The 23,463-nt window shown below is 37.4% G+C and carries 17 protein-coding genes; 16 read left to right on the top strand and 1 reads right to left on the bottom strand.

What is annotated here, in order from left to right; all coding sequences use genetic code 11:
* Nucleotides 1-87: 87 nt before the first annotated feature.
* From csm6 to ACJJVX_RS15030, 16 genes are all read left to right on the top strand, one after another.
* Nucleotides 88-1,224: a CRISPR-associated ring nuclease Csm6 gene (csm6, locus tag ACJJVX_RS15105; RefSeq protein ID WP_405632194.1), complete on the top strand. Its 1,137-nt coding sequence runs from the start codon at nt 88-90 to the stop codon at nt 1,222-1,224.
* Between the two features lie 70 nt (nt 1,225-1,294).
* Nucleotides 1,295-4,738, top strand: a complete 3,444-nt coding sequence (locus ACJJVX_RS15100; RefSeq protein ID WP_405632192.1) for a DEAD/DEAH box helicase family protein — start codon at nt 1,295-1,297, stop codon at nt 4,736-4,738.
* Nucleotides 4,739-5,722, top strand: a complete 984-nt coding sequence (gene rhuM / locus ACJJVX_RS15095; protein ID WP_405632190.1) for a RhuM family protein — start codon at nt 4,739-4,741, stop codon at nt 5,720-5,722.
* 54 nt (nt 5,723-5,776) lie between these two features.
* Nucleotides 5,777-7,357, top strand: a complete 1,581-nt coding sequence (locus tag ACJJVX_RS15090; RefSeq protein ID WP_405632187.1) for an N-6 DNA methylase — start codon at nt 5,777-5,779, stop codon at nt 7,355-7,357.
* On the top strand, nt 7,354-8,520 hold the full coding sequence (locus ACJJVX_RS15085) for a restriction endonuclease subunit S (protein WP_405632184.1): 1,167 nt from the start codon (nt 7,354-7,356) through the stop codon (nt 8,518-8,520). The genes ACJJVX_RS15090 and ACJJVX_RS15085 overlap by 4 nt, the downstream gene beginning before the upstream one ends.
* A gap of 533 nt (nt 8,521-9,053) precedes the next feature.
* Nucleotides 9,054-9,554 carry an REP-associated tyrosine transposase gene (locus tag ACJJVX_RS15080; protein WP_405632181.1) on the top strand — a complete coding sequence of 167 codons (501 nt, stop codon included), beginning with the start codon at nt 9,054-9,056 and terminating at the stop codon, nt 9,552-9,554.
* 1 nt (nt 9,555) lies between these two features.
* Entirely contained in the window at nt 9,556-10,248 is a 693-nt protein-coding gene (locus ACJJVX_RS15075) for an amino acid adenylation (RefSeq protein WP_405632179.1), read from the top strand.
* Nucleotides 10,249-10,271: 23 nt separating this feature from the next.
* On the top strand, nt 10,272-11,600 hold the full coding sequence (locus ACJJVX_RS15070) for a DUF262 domain-containing protein (protein WP_405632176.1): 1,329 nt from the start codon (nt 10,272-10,274) through the stop codon (nt 11,598-11,600).
* Entirely contained in the window at nt 11,590-13,638 is a 2,049-nt protein-coding gene (locus ACJJVX_RS15065) for a DUF262 domain-containing protein (RefSeq protein WP_405632175.1), read from the top strand. The genes ACJJVX_RS15070 and ACJJVX_RS15065 overlap by 11 nt, the downstream gene beginning before the upstream one ends.
* A 278-nt stretch (nt 13,639-13,916) precedes the next feature.
* Entirely contained in the window at nt 13,917-14,114 is a 198-nt protein-coding gene (locus ACJJVX_RS15060; protein WP_405632173.1) for a hypothetical protein, read from the top strand.
* Between the two features lie 165 nt (nt 14,115-14,279).
* On the top strand, nt 14,280-17,090 hold the full coding sequence (locus ACJJVX_RS15055; RefSeq protein WP_405632170.1) for a hypothetical protein: 2,811 nt from the start codon (nt 14,280-14,282) through the stop codon (nt 17,088-17,090).
* Between the two features lie 17 nt (nt 17,091-17,107).
* Nucleotides 17,108-17,740 (top strand): hypothetical protein, encoded by a 633-nt coding sequence (locus ACJJVX_RS15050; RefSeq protein ID WP_405632169.1) that lies wholly within the window; start codon nt 17,108-17,110, stop codon nt 17,738-17,740.
* Between the two features lies 1 nt (nt 17,741).
* Nucleotides 17,742-20,747 carry a helicase HerA domain-containing protein gene (locus ACJJVX_RS15045; protein ID WP_405632166.1) on the top strand — a complete coding sequence of 1,002 codons (3,006 nt, stop codon included), beginning with the start codon at nt 17,742-17,744 and terminating at the stop codon, nt 20,745-20,747.
* Between the two features lie 14 nt (nt 20,748-20,761).
* Nucleotides 20,762-21,412 carry a hypothetical protein gene (locus tag ACJJVX_RS15040; protein ID WP_405632163.1) on the top strand — a complete coding sequence of 217 codons (651 nt, stop codon included), beginning with the start codon at nt 20,762-20,764 and terminating at the stop codon, nt 21,410-21,412.
* Nucleotides 21,413-21,889, top strand: coding sequence for a hypothetical protein (locus ACJJVX_RS15035; protein ID WP_405632161.1), 477 nt, complete (start codon nt 21,413-21,415; stop codon nt 21,887-21,889). It abuts the gene before it with no gap.
* Nucleotides 21,889-22,806: a hypothetical protein gene (locus ACJJVX_RS15030; RefSeq protein ID WP_405632159.1), complete on the top strand. Its 918-nt coding sequence runs from the start codon at nt 21,889-21,891 to the stop codon at nt 22,804-22,806. The genes ACJJVX_RS15035 and ACJJVX_RS15030 overlap by 1 nt, the downstream gene beginning before the upstream one ends.
* A gap of 223 nt (nt 22,807-23,029) precedes the next feature.
* Here the strand turns inward: ACJJVX_RS15030 and ACJJVX_RS15025 are convergent.
* Nucleotides 23,030-23,463, bottom strand: a 434-nt coding sequence (locus ACJJVX_RS15025; RefSeq protein ID WP_405632156.1) for a transposase, incomplete at its 5' end; no start/stop codon positions are given.

Raw genomic sequence — 23,463 nt, 5'->3', positions numbered from 1 at the left:
CTAATTAAAAGTCAACTTAACTCATCTAGTTTTATTCATGTTGGCTTTTAGGGTAATATGCGTTTAACTCATACAAAAGGACAGTTGATGAAGCATATATTACTTATAGTTACGGGTGCTAGCCCCCAAGTTTTAACCGAAACACTCTTTGCGATTCACGAACATGGCAAACAATTGCCTGACGAAATTTTTGTTATTACAACAAAAAGCACCAAGGCTATGCTCACCGATGGATTATTTGAGCAAGGTTATTTAGCTAAACTAATTGCAGACTACCAACTTCCGAATATTAAACTCCCCGATGAAAACATATGGCTTATAGAAGACGATAAAGGCCAACCTATTAATGATGCTAAATCTGAAATAGAACAAACTTACATGGCCGACTTTATTACTCGTAAAGTGTTTGAACTCACCAATAAAAACGATGTTAGCATTCATGCATCTATAGCTGGTGGGCGTAAAACAATGGCGTTCTATTTAGGTTATGCCATGTCATTGTTAGGCCGTGAGCAAGATTCACTAAGCCATGTGTTTGTAAACGACGAGTTTGAATTTGTCAGAGATTTTTATTACCCAACACCTTATGACCATATTATTAATGGCAAAAATGGCACACAAGTTAACTGCATTAATGCAAAGGTTACACTTGCTGAAATCCCGTTTGTGCGCATGCGCCAATCAATTGACGAGACCCTCATTGCAAATATGCAAAGTGCGTCATTTAGTCAAACAGTAGCAAGCTTAAATTCAGCCCATAAAAAAGATTTAACTCTTGAAGTAAACGCAAAAGCAAAAACGCTCACCTTTGCGGGAATCGAAATTAAACTTACCGCAAAAGAAACCGCCTTTTATTTATGGTTACACCAATACAGCCAAAGTGAACATAAAAAGCTTATTGTGGGGCGAAAATTTGAAGAGTGTACAAAACACAGCATAGAGTACTTAACGCTATTACAACAAAACAGCAGTGATTTACGTATATTCCGTGATACGTTTGGCGTAGAGCCCGAAGATTTTAGAGACGGTTTACACAGTAATTTAAAGGTAATGGAAAAAACCTTTGTGCAGCAAACTTGCAGCCGCATAAAGAGTAAAATAAATAAGGTGTTACCAAACGAGCTTGCTAAAAAAATAGTGATTGACTCTAATAACCAAAGCTTTGAAACAAGCTACTGGTTAAGTGCAACAACACATAATATAAAAATAAATATAGCGGCTTAATATTCGCAAGCTTGCAAACGCATAAAAATAATAATGCATGGTAAATTAGTTGATAAGGAAGTAATCAGGAATGAAGCAATCAATGAACTTTGAACACATTCAATCTAAGTGGCCAGAGCTACACCAGTTAGCCGCTTTTGCAGAAGAGTATGCGATTAGCGATCCACAAAGCTCATTGGTCAAATTACGTTGCTTTGCCGAAAAAGTAGTAGGCTACTTATATAAAGAACTTAGTTTACCTGTTTTACCCACTTCTAATATTTTCGATAAACTTACCGCCGACGACTTTACCAGCGCAGTCCCGCGTTTAATTACCGATAAGCTCCATGCCATACGTAAAAGCGGCAACCAAGCAGCGCATGAAGGCAAAGTTGATCAACAACAAGCTATTTGGATATTAAAAGAAAGCTACTTTGTAGCCTCGTACTTATTTATGGCGTATGCCAATGGCACGCAACAAGAATGCCCAGAGTTTAAAGCGCCTGAGCAAACACAGCCTACAAATCAAAGTGATGCCCAGTTTGCAAAAAAGAACAAGCAACTCACCAAACAATTAGCCGAGAACCAAGCCCGTTTAAAGCGCGCACTTGACGAATTAGAAGCCGCAGAGCTTGCGCAAAAACAAGCGCAGCAGCAAGCAGCAAAACTAAAACAAACTATTGATTTAGAAAAGCTGACTCAGGTTAAAACCCGAAATGAGCAAATTGTTAACTCAAGTTTTAACTTTAACGAAGATGAAACCCGTAAACGCATTATCGACTTAGATTTACGTAATGCAGGTTGGCATGTAGCACTTGATGATGAATCAACAGATGACGTTGGCAAAGAAGTAAAAGTAACAGAACAACCTACAACTACAGGCGTAGGTTATGTTGATTACGTATTATGGGATGACGACGGCAAGCCACTTGCGGTAATAGAAGCCAAACGCACCCGCGAAAATATTGAAAAAGGCCGTCAGCAAGCAACGCTTTACGCTAACGCACTTGAAAAGCAATTTGGTCAACGCCCCGTTATTTTTTATTCAAACGGCTGGGATATAAAAATTCTTGATGATGCGCAAGGTTATAACAGCCGTGGTTTATACGGTTACTACTCAAAAGATTCCCTGCAGTACTTAATAAAGCAGCGCATGCTTAAAAAAGAGCTAAACACCACGCCAATAGATACCGCGGTAGCAGGGCGTTTGTATCAAATGGAAACCATAACTCGTGTATGTGAGCGTTTTAGCGATAAACACCGCAAAGCGCTTATTGTGCAAGCAACCGGCACAGGTAAAACACGCGTATCTATTGCCCTTGCCAAGCGGCTGCTTGATGCTGGTTGGGCTAAGCGCGTACTGTTTTTATGTGACCGAAAAGAGCTACGTAAACAAGCGGGTAACGCCTTTACCGAATTCACCAAAGAGCCAGTCCACATTGTAGGTAAAAGCGCTAAAAACACAGCTGCCAGTGCGCGGGTGTTTATAGCAACGTACCCAGGTATGCTACGCATAATGAACAAGTACGACGTAGGCTATTTTGACCTAATAGTAGCCGACGAATCGCACCGTTCAATTTACAATATTTATGGCGATATTTTTAAATACTTTGATGCATTAGAAGTGGGCTTAACTGCCACACCGGTAGAAATGGTATCGCGCTCAACGTGTGATTTGTTTGGTTGCGACTACAAACTACCCACAGCTAACTACCCACTTGAAGACGCGATAGAGCAAGGCAACTTAGTGCCTTACAAAATTGTAAGTTACACCACTCAGTTTTTGCGCGAAGGCATTAAAAAAGACAGCCTAACCGATGAGCAAATAGCCCAATTAGAAGAGCAAGGCATTGATCCGAACGAGCTTGACTTCGACGCAAAACAAATAGACGAAGCCATTAAAAATAAAGACACCAACAGGCTAATACTACGTAATTTAATGGAAAAAGGCCTGCGCGATAAAGACGGCCAGCTCCCAGGCAAAACTATTATATTTGCCCGTAACATAGCCCACGCCGAATTAATGGCGCAGTTATTTAGTGAGCTTTACCCGCAGCATGGTGCTAATTTTTGCCGCGTTATTCACTCAAAGTACGAACGGGCCGAAGAGTTAATAGACGACTTTAAATCAAGCGACGAAAACAGCATGCGTATAGCAGTGTCGGTCGATATGCTCGACACCGGCATAGACGTACCTGAATGCGTAAACCTGGTATTTGCAAAACCTATAAAATCAAAAGTAAAGTTTTGGCAAATGATTGGCCGTGGCACACGCTTATGCGAAAACCTATACGGCCCAGGGCAGCACAAAACTCACTTCTTAATATTCGATCACTGGGCAAACTTTGAATACTTTGACGAAAACCCAGAAGAAGATGATGTAAAACAAGCAAAATCGTTATTACAAAAGTTATTTGAAGCGCGGGTAACCCTTGCCCAAACGGCCCTCAAAAAAGCCAATTTGGATGTGTTTGATCAAACAATTAAATTAATTCACGACGATATTTGTTTATTGCCAATGGAATCAATATCGGTGCGCGACAACTGGCAAGTGGTCGAAACTTATAAAGACCTAAAACGTCTTAATCAATTTGCACCGCAAACGGTAAGCGACTTACTCGAAAAAGTAGCGCCACTTATGCAATGGCGTAACATAATGGGGCAAAGTGAAGCCTATAAATTTGATTCTGAGCTAACCACTATCCAAACACTAATATTTACCGATGCAAACCAAATTGATTTAGCTAAACAAAGTATAATGAACAAGGTTGAATCGCTTCAAATGCACCTAAACGAAGTGCGTAGCAAAGCACCCGCAATAGAAGAAATACAAACACAGCAGTATTGGCAGTATTTAACCCATGCAGCGCTTGAGCAAAGCCGTATAAATTTACGCAGTATTATTCACCTGCGTAATAAAAGCGTGAAGCCACCAACAAGTGATTTTGTGCTTGATATAAAAGAAGACACCAACCAAATACACGAAGCTGATAGGCTTACAAAAATAGTCTCTATTGATTATCAAATATACCGCCAAGAGGTTGAAAAAACACTCCCCCCGTTATTTGAAACCGACAGCGTGCTTAAAAAAATCCGCAACGGCGAACAAGTAACCGAAGCCGACTTAGCGCAATTAAGCTCGTTAGTGCATACGCAAAACCCAAGTGTTGATTTAAATACATTAAAAGAGTTTTTTCCCGAATCAACCGCTAGCTTAGACAAAATATTGCGTACCATAGTCGGCATGAACAAAAACGCCATAGAGCAGAGCTTTACTACCTTTGTGCAGCAAATACACACCCATGTAAATGCCAAGCAACAGCGCTTTATTGGTATGTTAAAAAACCACCTAATTCGCCATGGCTCTATTGAAATAGCCCAGCTTTACGATGCACCTTTTACACAAATACACGACATGGGGCTCGATGGCGTATTTAGCGAGCAACAAGCAGACGTAATAGAGCAATTTATTAAGCAGTTTGATGTACAATTGGGTGATAAAAACCAAACGGTAGATAAAGAAGTGAGGCTGTAAATGAGTAATGAGTTGGAGATTTACCAAAACGAAGATGGTAGTTTACAGCTAGCTGTTGCTTTACAACACGAGAGTCTTTGGTTATCTCAACTACAATTGGCCCAGTTATTTAATACGTCCACTGATAATATTAGTTTACACCTAAAAAACATATATCAATCAGGTGAACTTGATGAAAACGCAACTACCGAGGATTACTCGGTAGTTCGCCAAGAGGGTAAACGCCAAGTAAAACGTAAATTAAAACACTACAACCTTGATGCAATAATATCTGTGGGCTACCGCGTTAACTCAACCCAAGCAACACGCTTTCGCCAATGGGCGACTAAAACATTAAAGCAGCATTTATTAAAAGGCTACAGCTTAAACCAAGAGCGATTAGCACAAAACGCAACAGAGCTAGATAACGCATTACAACTCGTTAAACGTATTGCTGTTGTGCCACAAAACAGTGAGTTTGGTGCAGGGCTTGTAGATATAATTGCCAGTTACACGCAAACTTTTTTATGGCTACAAAAGTACGACGAGGGGTTACTTAATTCACCAAAAGGGGAGTTAGGCGGCGCACTTACACCACTTAATGATGCAAAAGCCGCGATTGCTCAGCTTAAGCAAAACCTTATAATCAAAGGTGAAGCCACCAAGCTATTTGCACAAGAGCGCGATGATGGTTTAGCAGCTATTTGGGGGGCGTTAGAGCAAACCGTATTCGGTGAACCCGCCTACCCAAGCATAGAAAGTAAAGCCGCGCATTTATTGTACTTTGTGGTGAAAAACCATCCGTTTAGTGATGGCAACAAACGCACCGCAGCGTTTTTGTTTGTCGATTTTTTAAATCGTAATCAACGCCTGCTAAACGAGTATTATCAACCAGTAATAAACGATACAGGGTTAGCGGCTATTACCTTATTAGTAGCAGAGTCAAACCCAAAAGAAAAAGACACCATTATTCGCTTAATCGAAAATTTATTAAGTACGGATTAATCAGCCCAACAATTTAGATGTAGGTCGGGCTTTAGCCCGTCAATAGGAAAAGAAATGATCACCGGACCTTTAAAAAGTAAAATCGACAAACTATGGGAAGAATTTTGGACAGGCGGCATCACTAACCCGCTAACCGTAGTAGAGCAAATTACTTTTTTAATGTACGCCCGTATGCTCGACATGAACGAGCAAGCCGACGAAAAACGCAGCGCACGCACTAAGCAGCCGTTTAACCGCCGCTTTAGCGACGCCGAGCAACACCTTCGTTGGCAAAACCTGCGCCATTTAGGGGCCGAAGAGTTATACAAACTGGTTAAAGATGAGCTGTTTCCGTTTTTTTCAAAAACCTCAGACGACGTATCGCCTGAAGGCGCGGTATTTAATGAGTTTATGAAAGACGCGCAATTAATGATTCAAAAGCAAAGCTTATTGGTAAAAGCCGTTGAAATGGTAAACGACCTACCGCTTGAAAACTCAGACACCAAAGGCGATTTGTACGAATACTTGCTTAGCAAACTTACTACCGCAGGCATTAACGGCCAATTTAGAACCCCGCGCCATATTATACGCGCCATGGTCGAAATGATGGATCCAGATGTAACCAGCCAAATATGCGACCCATCAACCGGCACTGGTGGCTTTTTGTCGGTAAGTTACGAATACCTATTACAAAAATACACATCAGCCGAGGGCATAGAGCGCGAACCTGTGCTTGACGTAAATGGCAATATACAGCTTGATGATAACGGTAAACCGCTTGAAAATTGTCTTTACTCAGGCGATTTAATAACCCCAGAGCAGCGCAGCCACATAGATGCTCACATGTTCAACGGCTTTGACTTTGACGCCACCATGCTACGCGTAGCCGCCATGAACCTAGTAATGCACGGCATTAAACAACCAGGCATTCATTATCAAGATACCCTAAGCCAAAACTTTAAAGAGCACTACCCGCAAAAAGCAAAAGAAGGCTTTGACATAATACTCGCCAACCCGCCATTTAAAGGCAGCCTAGACGAAGAAGACGTATGCCCCGAGTTATTACGCAAAGTAAAAACTAAAAAAACCGAGCTGCTATTTGTTGCCCTTATAGAGCGCATGTTAAAAATAGGCGGGCAATCTGCCACTATCGTGCCTGACGGCGTATTATTTGGCTCATCAAAAGCGCACGTACAACTGCGCCAAATGCTGGTGGATAACAATCAGCTAGAAGCCGTAATTTCACTACCAAGTGGTGTGTTTAAACCCTATGCTGGTGTTTCAACCGCCATACTGATATTCACCAAAGGTGGCAGCACTGATCATGTATGGTTTTACGACGTACAAGCCGACGGTTTTAGCCTAGATGACAAACGCACGCCAATAAAAGCCAACGATTTACCAAGCTTAATTAGCGAATTTAAAACCCGTGATAAAGCAACCGCGACAAGTGATAAAAATGACAAAACTCAGAAAGCCTTTTGGGTAAGTAAAGATGAAATAGCCAGCAATAAATACGACCTTTCAATCAACCGCTATAAAGAAGTGGTATACGAGGAAGAAAGCTACGATCCGCCAAAAGAAATACTTGGTAAGTTGGTGTCGTTGGAAAATGAAATATTGGCAGACCTAAAAGAGCTGGAGGCGATGCTGTGAGTTGGTCGTTGGTAAAACTAGGTGATATTTGTACAACTACTCAAGGAGTACAAATCACAAAAGCTAATACTAAAGCAGAACCTTACCAGGGGGGCTATAGGTATTTGTACATTGCTGATTTTATGAGTGAGAAAAAATTAAGTTTTGTAGATGATGAATTCGATCACAAGAAAGTAACTTCTAATGACTTAGTTATGGCAAATACTGGTAGTCCAGGCCGAGTATTTAAAGGAAAAGATGGAATATTAAGTAATAACCTTTTCAAAATTTCTTTTGATAATAACTCAGTTGATCGTGATTACTTGTACATGATGTTGTCATCAAATGTGTTTCAAAGTCTTTTGCAAAAACAGATGAAAGGTGGAATTCAAAAGCACTTAGGGCACCAAACTATTTCGAGGCAGGAAATCCCACTTCCCCCACTGGAAGAGCAAAAGCGTATTGCCGCGATTTTAGATAAAGCCGACACCATCCGCCGCAAACGCCAACAAGCCATCCAACTCGCCGACGAATTCCTACGCAGCGTATTCCTAGACATGTTCGGCGATCCTGTCACTAACCCAAAGGGATGGGAAGTTAATAAGCTTGGTGAACTCATAATCAAAGGCCCAACTAATGGGCTTTATAAACCTGCAAGCGACTATGGAAGTGGAGCGAGGATATTAAGAATTGATGGGTTTTATGATGGTGTACTTTCTGACCAATCAAAATTAAAGCGTGTAAAGGTTACTGATGCTGAAATGGATAAATTTGGTCTTTCAGAAAGAAGTATTGTCATTAACCGAGTAAATAGCAAAGAGTACTTAGGAAAGTGTGGCTTTGCTCAACATCTTGAAGAGTCAACCGTATTTGAATCTAATATGATGAACTTTAAAGTTGATGAAACAAAGCTAAATTCTAGATTCCTAGTGCAACAATTACAAATGCCAAATATTAAAATGCAAATTGCGACTTGTTCAAAAGATGCGGTGAATCAATCAAGTATCAATCAGAACGATGTAAAATCGTTTGAAATTATCGTTCCAACTATTGAACTTCAAAATGAATATGAGAATGTTTGTAAAAGGTATTTAGCCTCCAAATTAAATTATGATGATTCTTCCAATTTGAATAGCGAATTGTTTAACTCACTCAGCCAAAAAGCCTTTGCTGGTGAGCTATAGCTTCCATCTTAAAAGATGAACAACAAAAGGACGTTTTAATGAATGTAACGGCCGTACATCGTGTCAATGTTGGGTGGCGTGACTCCGTCACTTAACCAACCTACGTTTTTATCTCACTCATGTAGGTTGGATAAGCCGAAGGCGTCATCCGTCATTACTGGTTGAGCATTGTAAATGTATACGGCTTGGGATGTTGTTGGTTTGTTGGGTGGCGTGACTCCGTCACTTAACCAACCTACGTTTTTATCTCACTCATGTAGGTTGGATAAGCCGAAGGCGTCATCCGACATTACTGGTTGAGCATTGTAAATGTATACGGCTTGGGATGTTGTTGGTTTGTTGGGTGGCGTGACTTCGCCACTTAACCAACCTACGTATTTAACTCAATCACGTAGGTTGGATAAGCTGAAGGCGTCATCCGATATTATTGGTTGAGCATTGTAAATCTAATACGGCTTGGGATGTTGTTGTTGGTTTGTTGGGTGGCGTGGCTTCGCCACTTAACCAACCTACATTTTTTACATGGAGGTTTTATGAGGTATCGTCGAAATTATCAAGCTGGAGGGACGTATTTTTTCACAGTTAATTTGCTTGAGCGAAATAAATCATTACTGGTTGATCACATTGATTTACTACGTGAGTCGGTACGTTGGGTTAAACGACATAAACCTTTCCATATTGATGCGTGGGTTGTGTTACCCGATCATCTTCATGCGGTGCTAACCTTACCCGAAGAGGATTGTGACTACTCTGGCCGATGGCGTGAAATAAAAAAGCGCTTTTCTAAAGGGTTACCTAAAAGAGAATACCTATCTGAGGCACGTATGAATAAAAATGAACGAGGCATATGGCAACGTCGCTTTTGGGAGCATACCATTCGTGATGAGCAAGATTATTGGCATCATGTAAATTATGTACACTTTAACCCTCTTAAACATAGCTTAGTAAAAAGGGTGAGTGATTGGCCTTATTCAAGTTTTCACAAAGCGGTTGCATCAGGTATCTATAGCCGCAATTGGTGTGGGAAATTATAAGATGTTACTTTGTCTAAGCGCCTCGAACGCACTCAATAAATACCTAAAAGCTGATTTACCTCGCTTACCTCATGAGCCAGGAAAACAAGCGGGGCTAAATACACTCATAAGCGATAATAATAGCTTTAACTGGCAATTGCAGATAATTGATAACAGCTATAAATCCCGTGAAAAAACAATCATTGTTTGTGAGGCTAATAGCCGCTTTACGTTTTTTATACCGGTTAGTTTAAAGCTATCGCAAGAGGAGTTAACTCAGCGTTTGCAGTACGAATGGCAGTTAATGATGGCTGAAACGCTTGAGGTGTATCAGTTAATACCACGCAGCGATATTGCGGTGCTGTTAAGTGAGCTATCAAAAATAGAATTTACCCCGCACTGGGTTAAAAATACCGATTTAAGTATAAGCGGCCACATTAGCGATGCTGCACTTTGGGTTACTCAAACACTACAAGAAGAGGGGCTTTATGATTTACCTAAAGACCTTGCCATTGAGTTAGCTATTTATTTAAACACCCAACCTAAACGTATTACTAATAAAACAACTGGCCGCAAAGAGAAGTTTATACCCATAGAACGTTTATTACATTATTGCCAAACGTTGATCACCTCAGAGCAGCGAGGTAATAAAGCATCAACGGACATAGCTGGTAATAACAATATAATTAATTTTAGAGATTACCTGCACAGGTAAATATTAATGACAAGGAAGGTTAAATGAGTAGTACTATCTCTCCTGAAATTCAATCTATTGCAACATTATTTGCGAGTGATTTAGTTATTCCAGATTATCAGCGGCCATACCGTTGGAATGAACATAATGTGGCTCAATTAATAGTAGATATAAAAAGTAATTATTTAATTAGCGGTGCAGAGTATCGATTGGGTACAGTTGTTCTACATACTGCAACTAGTGGCAATAAACTTGAAATAGTTGATGGTCAGCAACGCACAATTACTTTGTGTATTCTGCTTACAGCTATAGCTACTAAATTAAATATAACGGATAAACCTGCACTTTTAACCACCATTGCCATTAATCATCCCGAGTCGCAACAACAAGTTCGGCACAACAGTGCATTTATTAACATGCAGCTTGAGCAAATGGATGAGCAAGAGTTAATTAATTTATATACTTTTATTTTATCGAACTGCTCGCTTGTTGTTATTAAACTGAGCGATATAAGTGAGGCGTTTCAATTTTTTGATAGCCAGAATGCACGAGGTAAAGCCCTTGAACCTCATGATCTTTTAAAAGCATATCACTTACGCGAAATGGGTCACGAAACTCAGCAAACAAAATTAAACACTATTAAGCATTGGGAACAAGAAGCCACAAGCTCGGGTAATTTAAAACCAATATTTGCTAATTATTTATACAGAATTAGACGATGGCTTAAAGGTGAACATGGGAGATATTTTACCAATAAACATATTGATGTTTTTAAAGGAGTAAACCTGACTAATAAAGAGGTACCGCATTACATTGAGACTGCTTTAAGAGCCCATATTTACACCACTCAATACAATCACTCTGTGGATCGAATAGTTGATAAAAACGAATTAAAGTACCCACATCAGATAGGTCAAATTATACTTAACGGCTCACGTTTTTTTGAATTTGTAGCTCATTATATTGAACAGCAAAAATACTTAGAAAAGCATACTGAGTTAGCACCTTATTTAAAAAGTTACAATGGCTCGCATAGGGCTGGTGATAATTATGCGCGTAATTTATTTTTAGCTGTTGTAATGCTTTACCATGATAAATTTAAAGAGCAGCATTTTAAGCAAGCTATCCGTTTATGCTTTTGTTGGGCTTATAAGCTAAGAGTGGAAAACTCGCGGGTATTAATGGCTAGTATTGATAATTATGCAAAAAATAGCAGTAGTTTATTAAATGTCATTGCGCATGCGTTAGATGCCAATGAAGTATTGCGCTATGTGGTAATTAAAAATGAAGAGGCTGTTAGCAGTAATAAAACCAAAGGGTTAGAAGCATTACACGGACTATATTTAGGTAAGGATACAAAGAATGAGCAATAATGACGTCAAAGCGCTGACTATCGAAGAGTTATTTTTTGGTAATGCTATTTATACCATTCCTAGCTATCAACGAAATTATGCTTGGGGGCAAGCACAAGTTGAACAACTTATTAATGACATTGATGATCAACGAAAAGAAGATGAAAACAAAAACTATTATGTTGGCTCATTAGTGGTAGATAGACGACAAGCGAATACAGAAATAACTGAATATGAAACCATTGATGGCCAACAACGACATACTACTTTGTGTATTATTTTGGCTGCGCTGAAACATTTAAATGTTGAAGTAGCTATTAAAACGCTTAATTTAAGCTTTGAATGCCGAGAAAGTTCAAAACGTACTCTTCTCTCTTTATTTGTTCATGGTGAACCGAAAGGTAAAACGTTACAAAACCTTGAACCAAGTATGGTGAATGCATTTAATGTGGCTTTAAAAATTTTTAAATCAAAATTCAATGCAAATGAATTAATTGAATTTAAAAAGTTTTTATTTGAAAAAGTAATTATTGTCCGAACATGTGTGCCTAAAGATACCGATCTTAATCATTACTTTGAAATAATGAATAATCGCGGTGAACAGCTCGAAAAGCACGAAGTTGTTAAAGCCCGCTTAATGAATCATTTACCTGAAAATGAGCAACCCGTGTTTGCTCAAATTTGGGATGCGTGCTCAGATATGGGGCACTATATTCCGTTTAGGTTTGATAGCAAGCTAAGAACAAAAATATTTGGTGATGATTTAAAGCAGTTATTAACTTTGAGTTATGGGGGGAATGGCTTATTTAATGCTGTGCTTGATAAAGTTAACAGTGAGCAGGCATTATCAAAGAATTCAGATACTTTGCAAGCTTCGATTTATCAGGAGTCTCAGAGTAAGGGGAATTTATTTAACTTATATTCAGAAGCTAAGTTTTATGAGAGAAAAAAAGATGATGAGCAAACGCAATTGGATGATCGCTTTCGATCGATAATAAACTTTCCTAACTTTTTGCTCCATGCTCTTACACTTTTTGTGGATGCTGATGAGTTGATTGAACAAAAGGTGTCGCTTGATGATAAAAAGCTTATTAAAGAGTTCGATACATACATTCTAGAGGGCCTAGCCGAAGATAAATGCGCTCAAAAGGTCAGGCGGTTTGCCGGTGTATTATTAAAAACACGGTATTTGTTTGATTGTTACATTATCAAGCGTGATTTAAGTAGCCCAGAAAAAAACTGGGGAGTGCGTACTTTAGTAAGAAAAACCTCAGAAAAAGCCAAGCATAATGTTTCAACTGTTAATACTTTTATAGAGAATAGCGAAAAGCTGGTTATGCTACAAAGTATGTTTAATGTGTCTTACCCGAGTAACAGTTATAAGCATTGGCTTGCAAATACGCTAAGGTATTTGTTTAATCAAGAACAAACAATCGACGTTAAGAATTTCATTGTTCAATTAGAAACAAGTGCTTTTAATCAATTATGTTCTATTGGAAATATAGATACTAAAAGTAGCATCCAATCTCAAAAAGAGCTTCTAAAACAAACTATTAATTGTGGCACTTCGGTACAAAATTATATTTTTAATTACCTCGACTACAAAATATGGCTTGAACTTAACAGAGGAGACTTTGATAAGGTTAAATTTAGTTTATTAGGTACGGATGATGAGATTCTTTTAGATACGCCCGTTGTTAATTCTATTAAAAAAGTAGCCACCGAGTTTAAATTTACAAACCGTAGCTCGGTTGAACATCACTATCCACAAACCTCTAAAACAGAGGCTATGGATAACAAGCTCATTGATACGTTTGCAAATTTATGTTTAGTAAGTAGCTCTACTAATTCAAGCCTAGGCAACGATTACCCTGAAGGTAAAAAGAAAACTGTGCTAGCTAAACAAGGCGATAAAGCTGAAAGTTTAAAGCAGCGACTGATGTTTAGTTACAAAGACTGGTACTTATCAAATGAAACAGCTTTAACTGAACAAGCAAGCGGTATTAAGCCGCATGGCGATGCAATGTTAGAATTACTGCTATTGCCTGTAATTACTTAGGGGAAGCTAATAGATTTGATGCTACTTTTAAACTCTTATCAAATAGCCATGTAGTATCTGCAACTACTGTAAATAATTTGCATGGCAGCTCCTGTACTATTTATAAAACATCACAGTAGCCAAAATATGAGTGGGCCGATACAAGCATTATTATTCAGAGGTTGTGTAAATAACCAAGCTGGAAAAATAGTTAAGCAATCTATATTAGTACTTTAGCTGCCAAATTATATGCTCATAAAAGCGGTTATCTATTGTGTTTTAGCAGAATAAGTTTGTTTATGAAATTTCAACTTTGCGCCTCAAACGCACTCAATAAATACCTAAAAGCTGATTTACCTCGCTTACCACATGAGCCAGGTAAACAAGCGGGGGTAAATACACTCATAAGCGATAGTAATTGTTTTAACTGGCAATTACAGCTAATTGATAATAGTAATATCATTAATTTTAGTGATTTTAAAAAGAGTAAGGAATAAATCAATGGAGTTTTCACAAGCTTGTGAAACTAAATGTCGTGTGAAATGAGATTATGATTAATGAGTTAATTAAATGTGACCTCTAAAAGCATACCTAATTTAAATCACTCTAAACGATTTTAACAAATTGATACAAAATAAATTTTGACATAAAAGATAGGAATAATGATGGATACAAAAATAGTTACGCAATGGACACTATCAAATCAAAATGCGCAACAAATAGGTGTTGATGCTTCATTCGATAAAATGCTGACAAATATAGAAGAAACGATTCAAAAAGAGATTATAGCTTTTGTAAATAATGTAACAGTTACAAATGAAGATAAGCCATTAGCCAATGCATTAAATGATTGTTTTGCTGAGGTGGAAAGTGAGTTTAATAGTGAGCGTTGGGTATCACTAACCGATGAAATTTATTTTGATAAAAAAGTAAACGGTTGTTGGGTTGTTAGAAAAAATGATGAAAATAACCTTTATCGACTTTTTAATAGAGGGACTCCAGCAGTTCAAGTTAATGATCATGTAAATAAAATATTGCAAGATCCAATTAATAAATGGGCGGTTCCTAGTAAAGAAACTCTTTTAAAAATGTTAAACTTAGGCAGTAATGCCCCATTTAAAATACATGGGTCATTTCGCTGCATTGACTATGATTATATAGATTCTTGGGATCAACTTTATGTTATTGGAGGAGATGTGTGTGGTAATCACATGCCAAATAAGTGCGATTTCCCACAATCAAGCGGCGTTAGCGTTCCTTTTTTAGATTTTAAAGATCCAATATCTAATTTAAAAGTATTGTTTTTGGAGTTTTTAAACAAAGGCTTAACACCATTACCTTTAAAAAATAGTCTGCAATACAAGTTATTGTTATCGATTGTTCATCGTAAACAGAAAGCACTATTTCCAGAATATAAGCTTGAAGGTAATCAGATAGTAAAAGAATTAATCACAAAAAAAATAACTAAAAGCTTACTGGTAGAAGACCACATTCGCGCCGATATAGCACCTTACCACTTAAAAATGATAGAAGATACCGAGCTAGGCCATTGGTCTTTATGGGCAGATGAGCTAGAAAACACGGATGAACAAAGTGTATCTTTACCCATCCCACTGGTTGCGCGAGACCCAAAATCGAGTATTAACGATGGGGTGGTCGCAATCGACTTTGGTACTAAAAGTACCGTTGTAGTGTATCAAAAAGATAACGTGAATATTCATCCTATGCGAGTTGGTACTGGGGATTTACGTACAGATATACAAGCTCATCATTATGAAAACCCAACAATTATGGAATTTAGAGATCTTGACGCGTTTATTAGTGCTTATAACGAAAAAGCCAATAAACCTTATACTCGTTGGCAAGATTTAACTATTTCCCATACTGCAAAAAATGCGATGGAAGGCACCGAGTCTAGCCAATTCAATACCTTTTTAGATGAGATAAAACAATGGGCGGGCGATAAAAACAGAAAGCTAAAAGTAGTTGGACAAAAAGGCAGAGTGATTGACCTGCCGCCATTTTTAGAGCTTGGCACTGATGACTTTAACCCCATTGAAATTTATGCATATTATTTAGGTTTATATATTAGTAACTTAAATAATGGCATTTTTATGGAATACATACTGTCATTTCCTGTGACTTACGAAATGCCAGTACGCGATAAAATAATAGAAAGCTTTGAAAAAGGGCTTAAAAAGTCACTTCCTGCTGAATTAGGGGGTGATACTATTGAGCAATTAACCGTTATAAAAGGCGCAAGTGAGCCAGCGGCTTATGCCCTAACGGCTTTTAAATCTCATGACTTTGACCCAGAAGGTGACGAACGCATTTTTTATGGCGTTTTTGATTTTGGCGGCGGTACAACCGATTTTGATTTTGGTATTTTTAGAGAAGCAAAAAATGGAAAAGAGCGCCGTTTTGACTATGTAATAGAGCACTTTGGTGCTGGTGGCGATCAATTTCTTGGTGGTGAAAACCTTTTAGAATTATTAGCGTTTGAAGTATTTAAGAAAAACAAAGTAGCACTTTTAAAAGCGGGAATACAATTTGAAAAACACCCTGAAAAAGATGAATTTGCAGGCAGCGAACAACTACTAAGTTATTCACAAGAAGCTAGAAATAACACTAAAAAATTATGTATTGCGCTGCGCCCATTTTGGGAAGAGCACGAAGGCTTTGCGATTGATGCTTCTGGAGAGCTGAGTATAACGCTCACAGATATTAATGGTATTCAACATTCTGCTTTTGCGCTTGATGTTGATGAGGATGAACTAACCCAGTTACTGTCTGATCGTATTGAGCGAGGCGTTGAAAACTTTTTTAATGCGCTGCGTTTGGCTTTTAGCAATATTCAAGAATCATTAAATGATATTGATGATGTAAAAATATTTTTAGCGGGTAATTCAAGCCAGTCTAGCTTTGTTAACACATTATTTGAAAAGCATATTAACTTACAAGATGAAGCGATTAGCAATATTAGTGGTGATAGCCATTTTAAATTATTTGCGCCACTGGGTGCCGATAAAACTGACCTTGAAAAACCAACAGGTAAAACAGGCGTTGCTTTTGGTTTAATTGAGTCGCGAGAAGGCGGCAACATAATGGTGATTGACCGTAATGTTGGCGATGATGATATTCGTTTTAAATATTACCTTGGTGAAAGCCGTAAGGGTAAGTTTAAACCAATAATAGACCGTGAAAGTAATTTTAATCAGTGGATAGAATTTATTGATGCGGGCTATCAAAAATTTGAATTGTTTTACACTGAACAACCAACGTCAAGCACAGGGAATGTATCTATTTCTGACAGTGGTATTAAAAAGAAAGCTATTAAGCTTGATATGACCGATGACGACGCTTTTGTTTATATCCGAATTACCTCGCCAACCCAAATTGAATACGTTATTGCAAATGAAAATGACATTGCTAACAACGTATATATTAATGAAATTCAAAGTTTAGAACTGTAATTATTTAAGGAAAATTTATGTTAGTACCAACAGTTATACCTTCAGCGATTACAGCTATTAGTAATCTAGCTATTCAGCTAGGTCCAATGATAGCTAAATATGCTCCTACTGTTATAAAAGTGGCGGGCGATAACCTACCAAGGTTAGTTAAAGTGCTTGAAGTAATAAGCATTGCGTCTGATGTACTTATGCCTAATGAAAAAGCTGATGAACTTGGTGCAAAAGCAATTGCAGCGGATAAAACACCAGAAGATTTTGACCAAATTAATGCTTATATTGAGTACTTAAGAAACGATGTGAAAGTGGATGAGGCAACGCTGAGTCAAGATCCAATTGACGTTTTAGTTCGTCAATCTGTTGGAGCGGTTGTTTTACTTAAGGGATTAAATAAAGAGCTCGGTAGTGATGTATCGTTACCATTTGTGAATAAATTGAGCGAGCTTGGTATAGGGGGAAAAGTAGTATTAGAGATTATTAAGACCTATTTAGGTAGCGAGCTCAATCAGGATGAGATTAAGGCTTATATTGATGGCGAATTAACACTCGATAAAACTAAGCAGCATAGCGATAATTTGTTAACTGCATATCAAACTGCCAATCCGTCAATGACCCAGCAAGAAGCTGAGCAAGCTGTAATGAAGGATTTCTAAGGTGCCAAAGACAAAAACATCGTTGATTGAATTATTAAAGGGTAGTGATACTGATGCTGGTATTCCATTACCCGTGATAGAAAAGCCATTTTTACTGGCTGATCATGAGTTTTCACTTTATCACATTAAAGAAGTGACATTTGATGAAGAACTACCACGAAAAGAAGCGTTTGAAAATGTATTAAATTCGTTAAATATAGATGGAATTATTTTTCTCTATTTACTAATTGGTGATGGAGAAAGCGTTAAGTTTTTATTTGGCATCGCAAAAGACAAGCGTTATGAAGGCACTTTATTGCTTGATGTCGATGACATAGGTGAAAGTATTTTAAAGCCTTCTTTACAAGGTAACTTTAGAGGAAGCGTAGTTGAGAAGCTAACTAAAGCTGAACGAAAGAGGGTTAAGGAAGAAGTTGGTTGTTTTTCTAAAGTGTCTAAGCTTGAAGGTGTGCCAAGTGTTCATGAAGATAACGAACAGTTTCAAGGAGTTGATAGATTAGTTGATATTATGAGTGGTGATGAGTTTTGTCTTGCTGTACTTGCTGATCCGCTTTCTTTATCTGAAGTGAATGAGCTTGAAGGTCAATTGCACGGAATTTACGATAAATTATTACCAATGTCTAAAAAAAGTATTCAAAGTGGGGATAATCGCTCAAAAACAACTGGGACATCAGAAGGGGCGAGCACAACAAAAACTACAGGCTTAAGTTATAGTACAGCCATTAGTAAAAATACGGGTAAGTCAGTAAGTATTACTAATGGGACATCTGACTCAGGTAGTAGTAAGCAAACGTCAAAAGGCTCTTCGGAAACTGATCATAATACCCACATTAGTGGTAATGAATCTACATCAAGTGGAACTTCAGAATCTGATTCTACAGCAAAAAATAAAGGTACCAATTCGTCAGAGCAAACAGGTAATTCGTCTACTGAATCTCGCGATTTTTCAGATAAAGCGGTACAAGATTGGGTTAGCTATATTGAGGACGTGTTATTAAAACGGATTCAAATAGGTAAAAATAGGGGGCTATATCTTTCTAATATTTATTTGTTATCAAATTCTGAAGCCAGTGTTTTAAAATTAGGAAATACGGCAAGGTCAATTTTTTCAGGTGAAGATGCAAATAAATCTCCGTTAGTACTTAAAAAAGTTATATCGAAAAATGAAATTACTACATTGGAAAACTTTCAATTTCCTGCATTGAAAACAGATAGAAATAACTCAGGAAATCTAAATAAGAATACACATCAATTAAATCTTTTATTATCTAAAAACCCGTTTAATAAATATTCGTGTAATTGGTTGTCGACTAATGAACTTAGTGTTGTGGCTGGTTTACCACAAAAAGAAGTGGTTGGATTAACACTTAAAGAAGAAGTTGAATTTGGCTTAAACATGACTAAAACGGTTACCGATGAGAATAAGCTATTTTTAGGTAACTTGATAAAAAGTGGATTACAGCAACAAACAGAAGTGTGTATTGATAAACGAGATCTTGATAAACATATATTTATTGCTGGTGTAACTGGCAGCGGTAAGACAACTACTTGCCATCGTTTATTAAATTCGGCTCAAATGCCTTTTTTGGTAATTGAACCTGCAAAAACAGAATATCGTGTACTCACTAAAAAACATAAAGATATTTTGATTTTTACACTAGGCAATGACAATGTTGCACCATTTAGGTTGAATCCGTTTGAATTTTTTCCTCATGAAAATATCACTTCAAGAGTGGATATGATTAAGGCTAGCATAGAGTCGGCTTTTGATATGGAAGCGGCTATTCCACAACTTATTGAAGCAGCCATTTATCGCTGTTATGAAGTAAAAGGTTGGAATATAGCTAACTCTAAAAATAGTTATTATGAAGACCCATTTGCTCCGGGGGTTTATGCTTTTCCTACATTAGCAGAATTAATTGCAATGACTGAGGTAATCGTTAAAGAGCAAGGTTTTGACGATAGATTAAAGCAAGATTATATAGGTTCAATTAAAGCACGCTTGCAAGGTTTGCTAATTGGCTCTAAAGGGCAAATGCTAAATACACCGCGCTCTATTAATTTTAAAGATTTAGCGCAGCGTAATGTTATTTTAGAGCTTGAAGAAATTCGTAATCCTAGTGAAAAATCCCTGATAATGGGGTTTGTTTTAGCTAATTTAAATGAAGCTGTGCGATCAAATCATGAAGAGTATAGAAGTCGCGGTGAAAAATTTAGACATATTACATTAATTGAAGAAGCACACAGGTTGTTGTCTAAATTTGAAGCCGGGGATAGCTCAAATAAAAAACAAGGAGTGGAAACTTTTTCTGATATGTTGGCTGAAGTACGCAAATATGGGGAGTCGTTGATTATTGTTGATCAAATTCCGAATAAACTAACGCCAGAAGTATTAAAAAATACGAGTACTAAAATTATTCATAAGCTTTTTGCACAAGATGATAAAGAGGCCGTTGGAAATACAATGGCACTATCGGATGAGCAAAAAGACTTTTTATCAAACCTTGAACCTGGTCGTGTTATTTTATCTACATCGGGGACGACAAAACCTCTTCAAGTTCAAATAAAAGAATTTGTTAGTACAACACAAGAAACGGATGTTGACCCTAAAGAAATTAGGAGCATAGCGCTTCAATATTATGCCGATAATTACAAGTTAGGGTTAATTCAGGGGTTAGAGCTTTTGGAAAGTAAACCTTCAGCAGATGTTATTCAGGATATATTACAGGGGAATCCAGTGCTTGCTTGGGTTAAGACTGTAAAGAATTATAAATCAAACATTGAGTTAAATAACTATATCAAAGTTTATGGTATTGATTTTATGCACCAATATATTCTTACTACATGTTATAAAACGCTTGCAGAAACAGATGAGAATGAAAAACAGCTAAATAGTCGAAGCGACTGTTTAGGGCTTTACCTATATGCAGTGCTCGAAAACTCTGAAGCAGCATTTAATATGGAGCAAAGAAATGCGCTTTGTACTAATAAAAAATTAAATTTTTAATTAAGGAGATCGCTATGGGATTTTGGAGTGGTTTGTGTAGTGCTGTGAGCAGTGCATGTAGCGTTATAAGTAGCGCAGTATCAAGTATTGGCAGTAGCATTGCAAGTGCAGCTACAAGCATTGCCAGCTTAGGGATAAGCCTTGCGGCAAAAGTTTCTGATGCCATTAAGTCGGTTGGCATTTCTTTAGGCATTATTAACCCAGAAGATACAATGGAAGAGCTGGGCGAGCGGGCTATGTTAAGTGATAAAAAGTCAGAAGATTTCGATTCAATTAACGACTATATTGATCACTTGAGAAACAACGTTGTCTTTGATAAAGAGAAGTTTGATAACCTTGATGAAAAAGATCTTTTAGCGCGTTCTTCTATTGGGGCATCTATTACTCTAAAGGGAATTAATGAAAAGTTAGATGCAACAGTAACCACTTCATTTATGGCGAAAGTGGTATCTCAAGAGCTAGAAACTGATGAGATTATTGGGACTATAAAGGCCTATAAAGAGAAGGAATTAAAGCTAGATAACTACGAGCTTTACCTTAATGATGAGCTCTCTCTTGATGAAACAACGAAGCATAGTAATGCCTTAGTTGATGCTTATCAAAAATTAGAGCCTGAATTATCTATTGAGCAGATTGAAAACAAAGTAATGGGGCTAAATAAGTAAATGGCTGATTTTTATATTCAAGTAAAAAGTAACATGGCTAAAACGAATCGAATTATTGATGGTGACTTAGAAGTTGTTCGCTTTGCCGGAGAAGAGTGGATTTCGGTTAATTTATACTGGCAACAATTTAAAAATAAAATTGAGTACATTGCTAATGAAAAGTTAGCTTTTGTTATTGATACTGATGATAGCTCTTTTAATGTTGATACGAGTATTTCAATCGCTGACAAGTTCATTACTAGTGAACAAGATCTTCAGTGGATTATTAATGGTATTGACACTGTTTGGTCTCAAGCTTTTCTTTATCCAGATATTTCAACAAGGCTTAACGTAAGCAGTGCGGTTAAAAATGATCAACTTGGTGTTGATAAAAAAACCGTTAAGCCAAGTGTTGAAGACGTAGATACTGCCAATAGTAATGTTTTACAGAATTATTACCGAAAGGCGACAAGGAATTTTAAAAGAGGCAATCAATAATGGATGAACAGCTAATTGGTGATCAAACTTTAAAGCAGAGTTTTTTATTACTTTTGGAGGACAGTGAAGTTCAAGGAAAAGTTCGTGAAATAATGTTGAAATCGATGGTTAACACGACTCTAGAAACAATAGTTGTTGAAGATTCAGTTATCAGTGACGATACTTCAATTCAAGAATTACAAGAAGAAGGCAATAATTTAGAAATTGAGGTAATAAAATTAAGAAGTGAGAATGAAGAAATGAAAGAAATAATTATAAAACTCAAGTCATTACTTGGATTGAAAGACTCTGCTTTAAATAAAAGCAACGAAGCTATCTCATCACTAAACCAAGATAAGTCAGGCTTAGAAGCTAACTTATCCACAGTCACTTTTGACCTTAATCAGAACAAACAGAGCTTGTCGGAGGTTTCTAGCAATTATAAACATTTAAAAACAGAATATGATTATATTAAAGCGAAATATGAAGAACAAGAAAAAAAAATAGCATACTACCGAGATAACTTTGAAGAAGATCTTCGAATTAAAGAAATCTATGATGCTCTTTCTACTCAAACCAAACTATCAACGGATAATATATTTACTGATTCTAGCGTAAAAGGGCTAGTTGCTTGTGGCATTCAAGAGAAATATATTTTTAACCTGTGGGATTATATTAAAGCGGAAGTGGTAAAAGGGAATAATCCAGACCAAGAACGTCTTATCCGATTGTTTGAATTGTTGTTTAAGCGCTTTAAGCTTGCTTATCCGATGTTTGAACTGCAACTAGTTAAAGCTGGGGATAAATTTGATACCCAATCTCATATTAAACACAATAAAAGTGACAATATGAGCGGTGGTATTCAAAGTGTTTTATTTCACGGTTGTATAAATACTAAAACGGGAAAAGTTCTTAAATCCTCTATTGTGGTTCTTTAAAAGTTGTTATTAGAATTAGCTGTTAAAAATTGATGGTATTAAAGCTGGTAGTTACTTAATTTTTAAAGAGGTACAGCTTTAATTAATCACTATACTCAGGGTAAGATCACGAACTTTACCTTGACTTAAAAGTATGATCTCACACTCCTTTTTTAAGGAGCATACCCATGCCTGATATTCAGCTATTTAAATATTTTGAATGTAAGCGTATAGCTAACGACACCTAGCCTTGCTTAATATTCCAAGGTAGCAGTGGCTCAAGGTTACTTGGCTGCTCTGCAATATGTTGCAAGCACGTTGAGATGTAGTCATGCACTACAAGATCATTTGCCTTTGCGGTTTCAACAAGACTATAGAGTATGGCGCTGGCATGCGCGCCATTGCAGGTATTTGAGAACAGCCAGTTTTTCCGCCCTATTACGAACGGTTTTATAGCTCGCTCTGCTCGGTTATTATCAATACTGAGCCTGCCATCATCGAGGTAACGCCTGAATTTCTCAAACTGATTTATCGCATAGGTAATTGCTTTCCCTAGCGCCATTTGGGGAGGGATTTTATCTTTGTGTTTGAGTAACCATTGATACAATTCATCAACGATTGGTTTGGCTTTTTGCTGCCTAACGGTGAATTTTTCACTGACCGATTTACCTTTGATGG

The organism is Pseudoalteromonas sp. Ld20 (assembly GCF_045064175.1).
GTDB lineage: Bacteria > Pseudomonadota > Gammaproteobacteria > Enterobacterales > Alteromonadaceae > Pseudoalteromonas > Pseudoalteromonas neustonica.
Note: the sequence above shows the minus strand (reverse complement) of the source record. Positions and strands in the feature narration are given on the sequence as shown.

What these genes read in the sequence shown, in the direction of transcription:
- ACJJVX_RS15075 (WP_405632179.1), top strand. Translation starts at nt 9,556, where the DNA reads ATGTTACTTTGTCTAAGCGCCTCGAACGCACTCAATAAATACCTAAAA.
- ACJJVX_RS15100 (WP_405632192.1), top strand. Translation starts at nt 1,295, where the DNA reads ATGAAGCAATCAATGAACTTTGAACACATTCAATCTAAGTGGCCAGAG.
- ACJJVX_RS15050 (WP_405632169.1), top strand. Translation starts at nt 17,108, where the DNA reads ATGTTAGTACCAACAGTTATACCTTCAGCGATTACAGCTATTAGTAAT.
- ACJJVX_RS15060 (WP_405632173.1), top strand. Translation starts at nt 13,917, where the DNA reads ATGAAATTTCAACTTTGCGCCTCAAACGCACTCAATAAATACCTAAAA.
- ACJJVX_RS15035 (WP_405632161.1), top strand. Translation starts at nt 21,413, where the DNA reads ATGGCTGATTTTTATATTCAAGTAAAAAGTAACATGGCTAAAACGAAT.
- rhuM (WP_405632190.1), top strand. Translation starts at nt 4,739, where the DNA reads ATGAGTAATGAGTTGGAGATTTACCAAAACGAAGATGGTAGTTTACAG.
- ACJJVX_RS15055 (WP_405632170.1), top strand. Translation starts at nt 14,280, where the DNA reads ATGATGGATACAAAAATAGTTACGCAATGGACACTATCAAATCAAAAT.
- ACJJVX_RS15065 (WP_405632175.1), top strand. Translation starts at nt 11,590, where the DNA reads ATGAGCAATAATGACGTCAAAGCGCTGACTATCGAAGAGTTATTTTTT.
- ACJJVX_RS15040 (WP_405632163.1), top strand. Translation starts at nt 20,762, where the DNA reads ATGGGATTTTGGAGTGGTTTGTGTAGTGCTGTGAGCAGTGCATGTAGC.
- csm6 (WP_405632194.1), top strand. Translation starts at nt 88, where the DNA reads ATGAAGCATATATTACTTATAGTTACGGGTGCTAGCCCCCAAGTTTTA.
- ACJJVX_RS15080 (WP_405632181.1), top strand. Translation starts at nt 9,054, where the DNA reads ATGAGGTATCGTCGAAATTATCAAGCTGGAGGGACGTATTTTTTCACA.
- ACJJVX_RS15090 (WP_405632187.1), top strand. Translation starts at nt 5,777, where the DNA reads ATGATCACCGGACCTTTAAAAAGTAAAATCGACAAACTATGGGAAGAA.
- ACJJVX_RS15070 (WP_405632176.1), top strand. Translation starts at nt 10,272, where the DNA reads ATGAGTAGTACTATCTCTCCTGAAATTCAATCTATTGCAACATTATTT.
- ACJJVX_RS15030 (WP_405632159.1), top strand. Translation starts at nt 21,889, where the DNA reads ATGGATGAACAGCTAATTGGTGATCAAACTTTAAAGCAGAGTTTTTTA.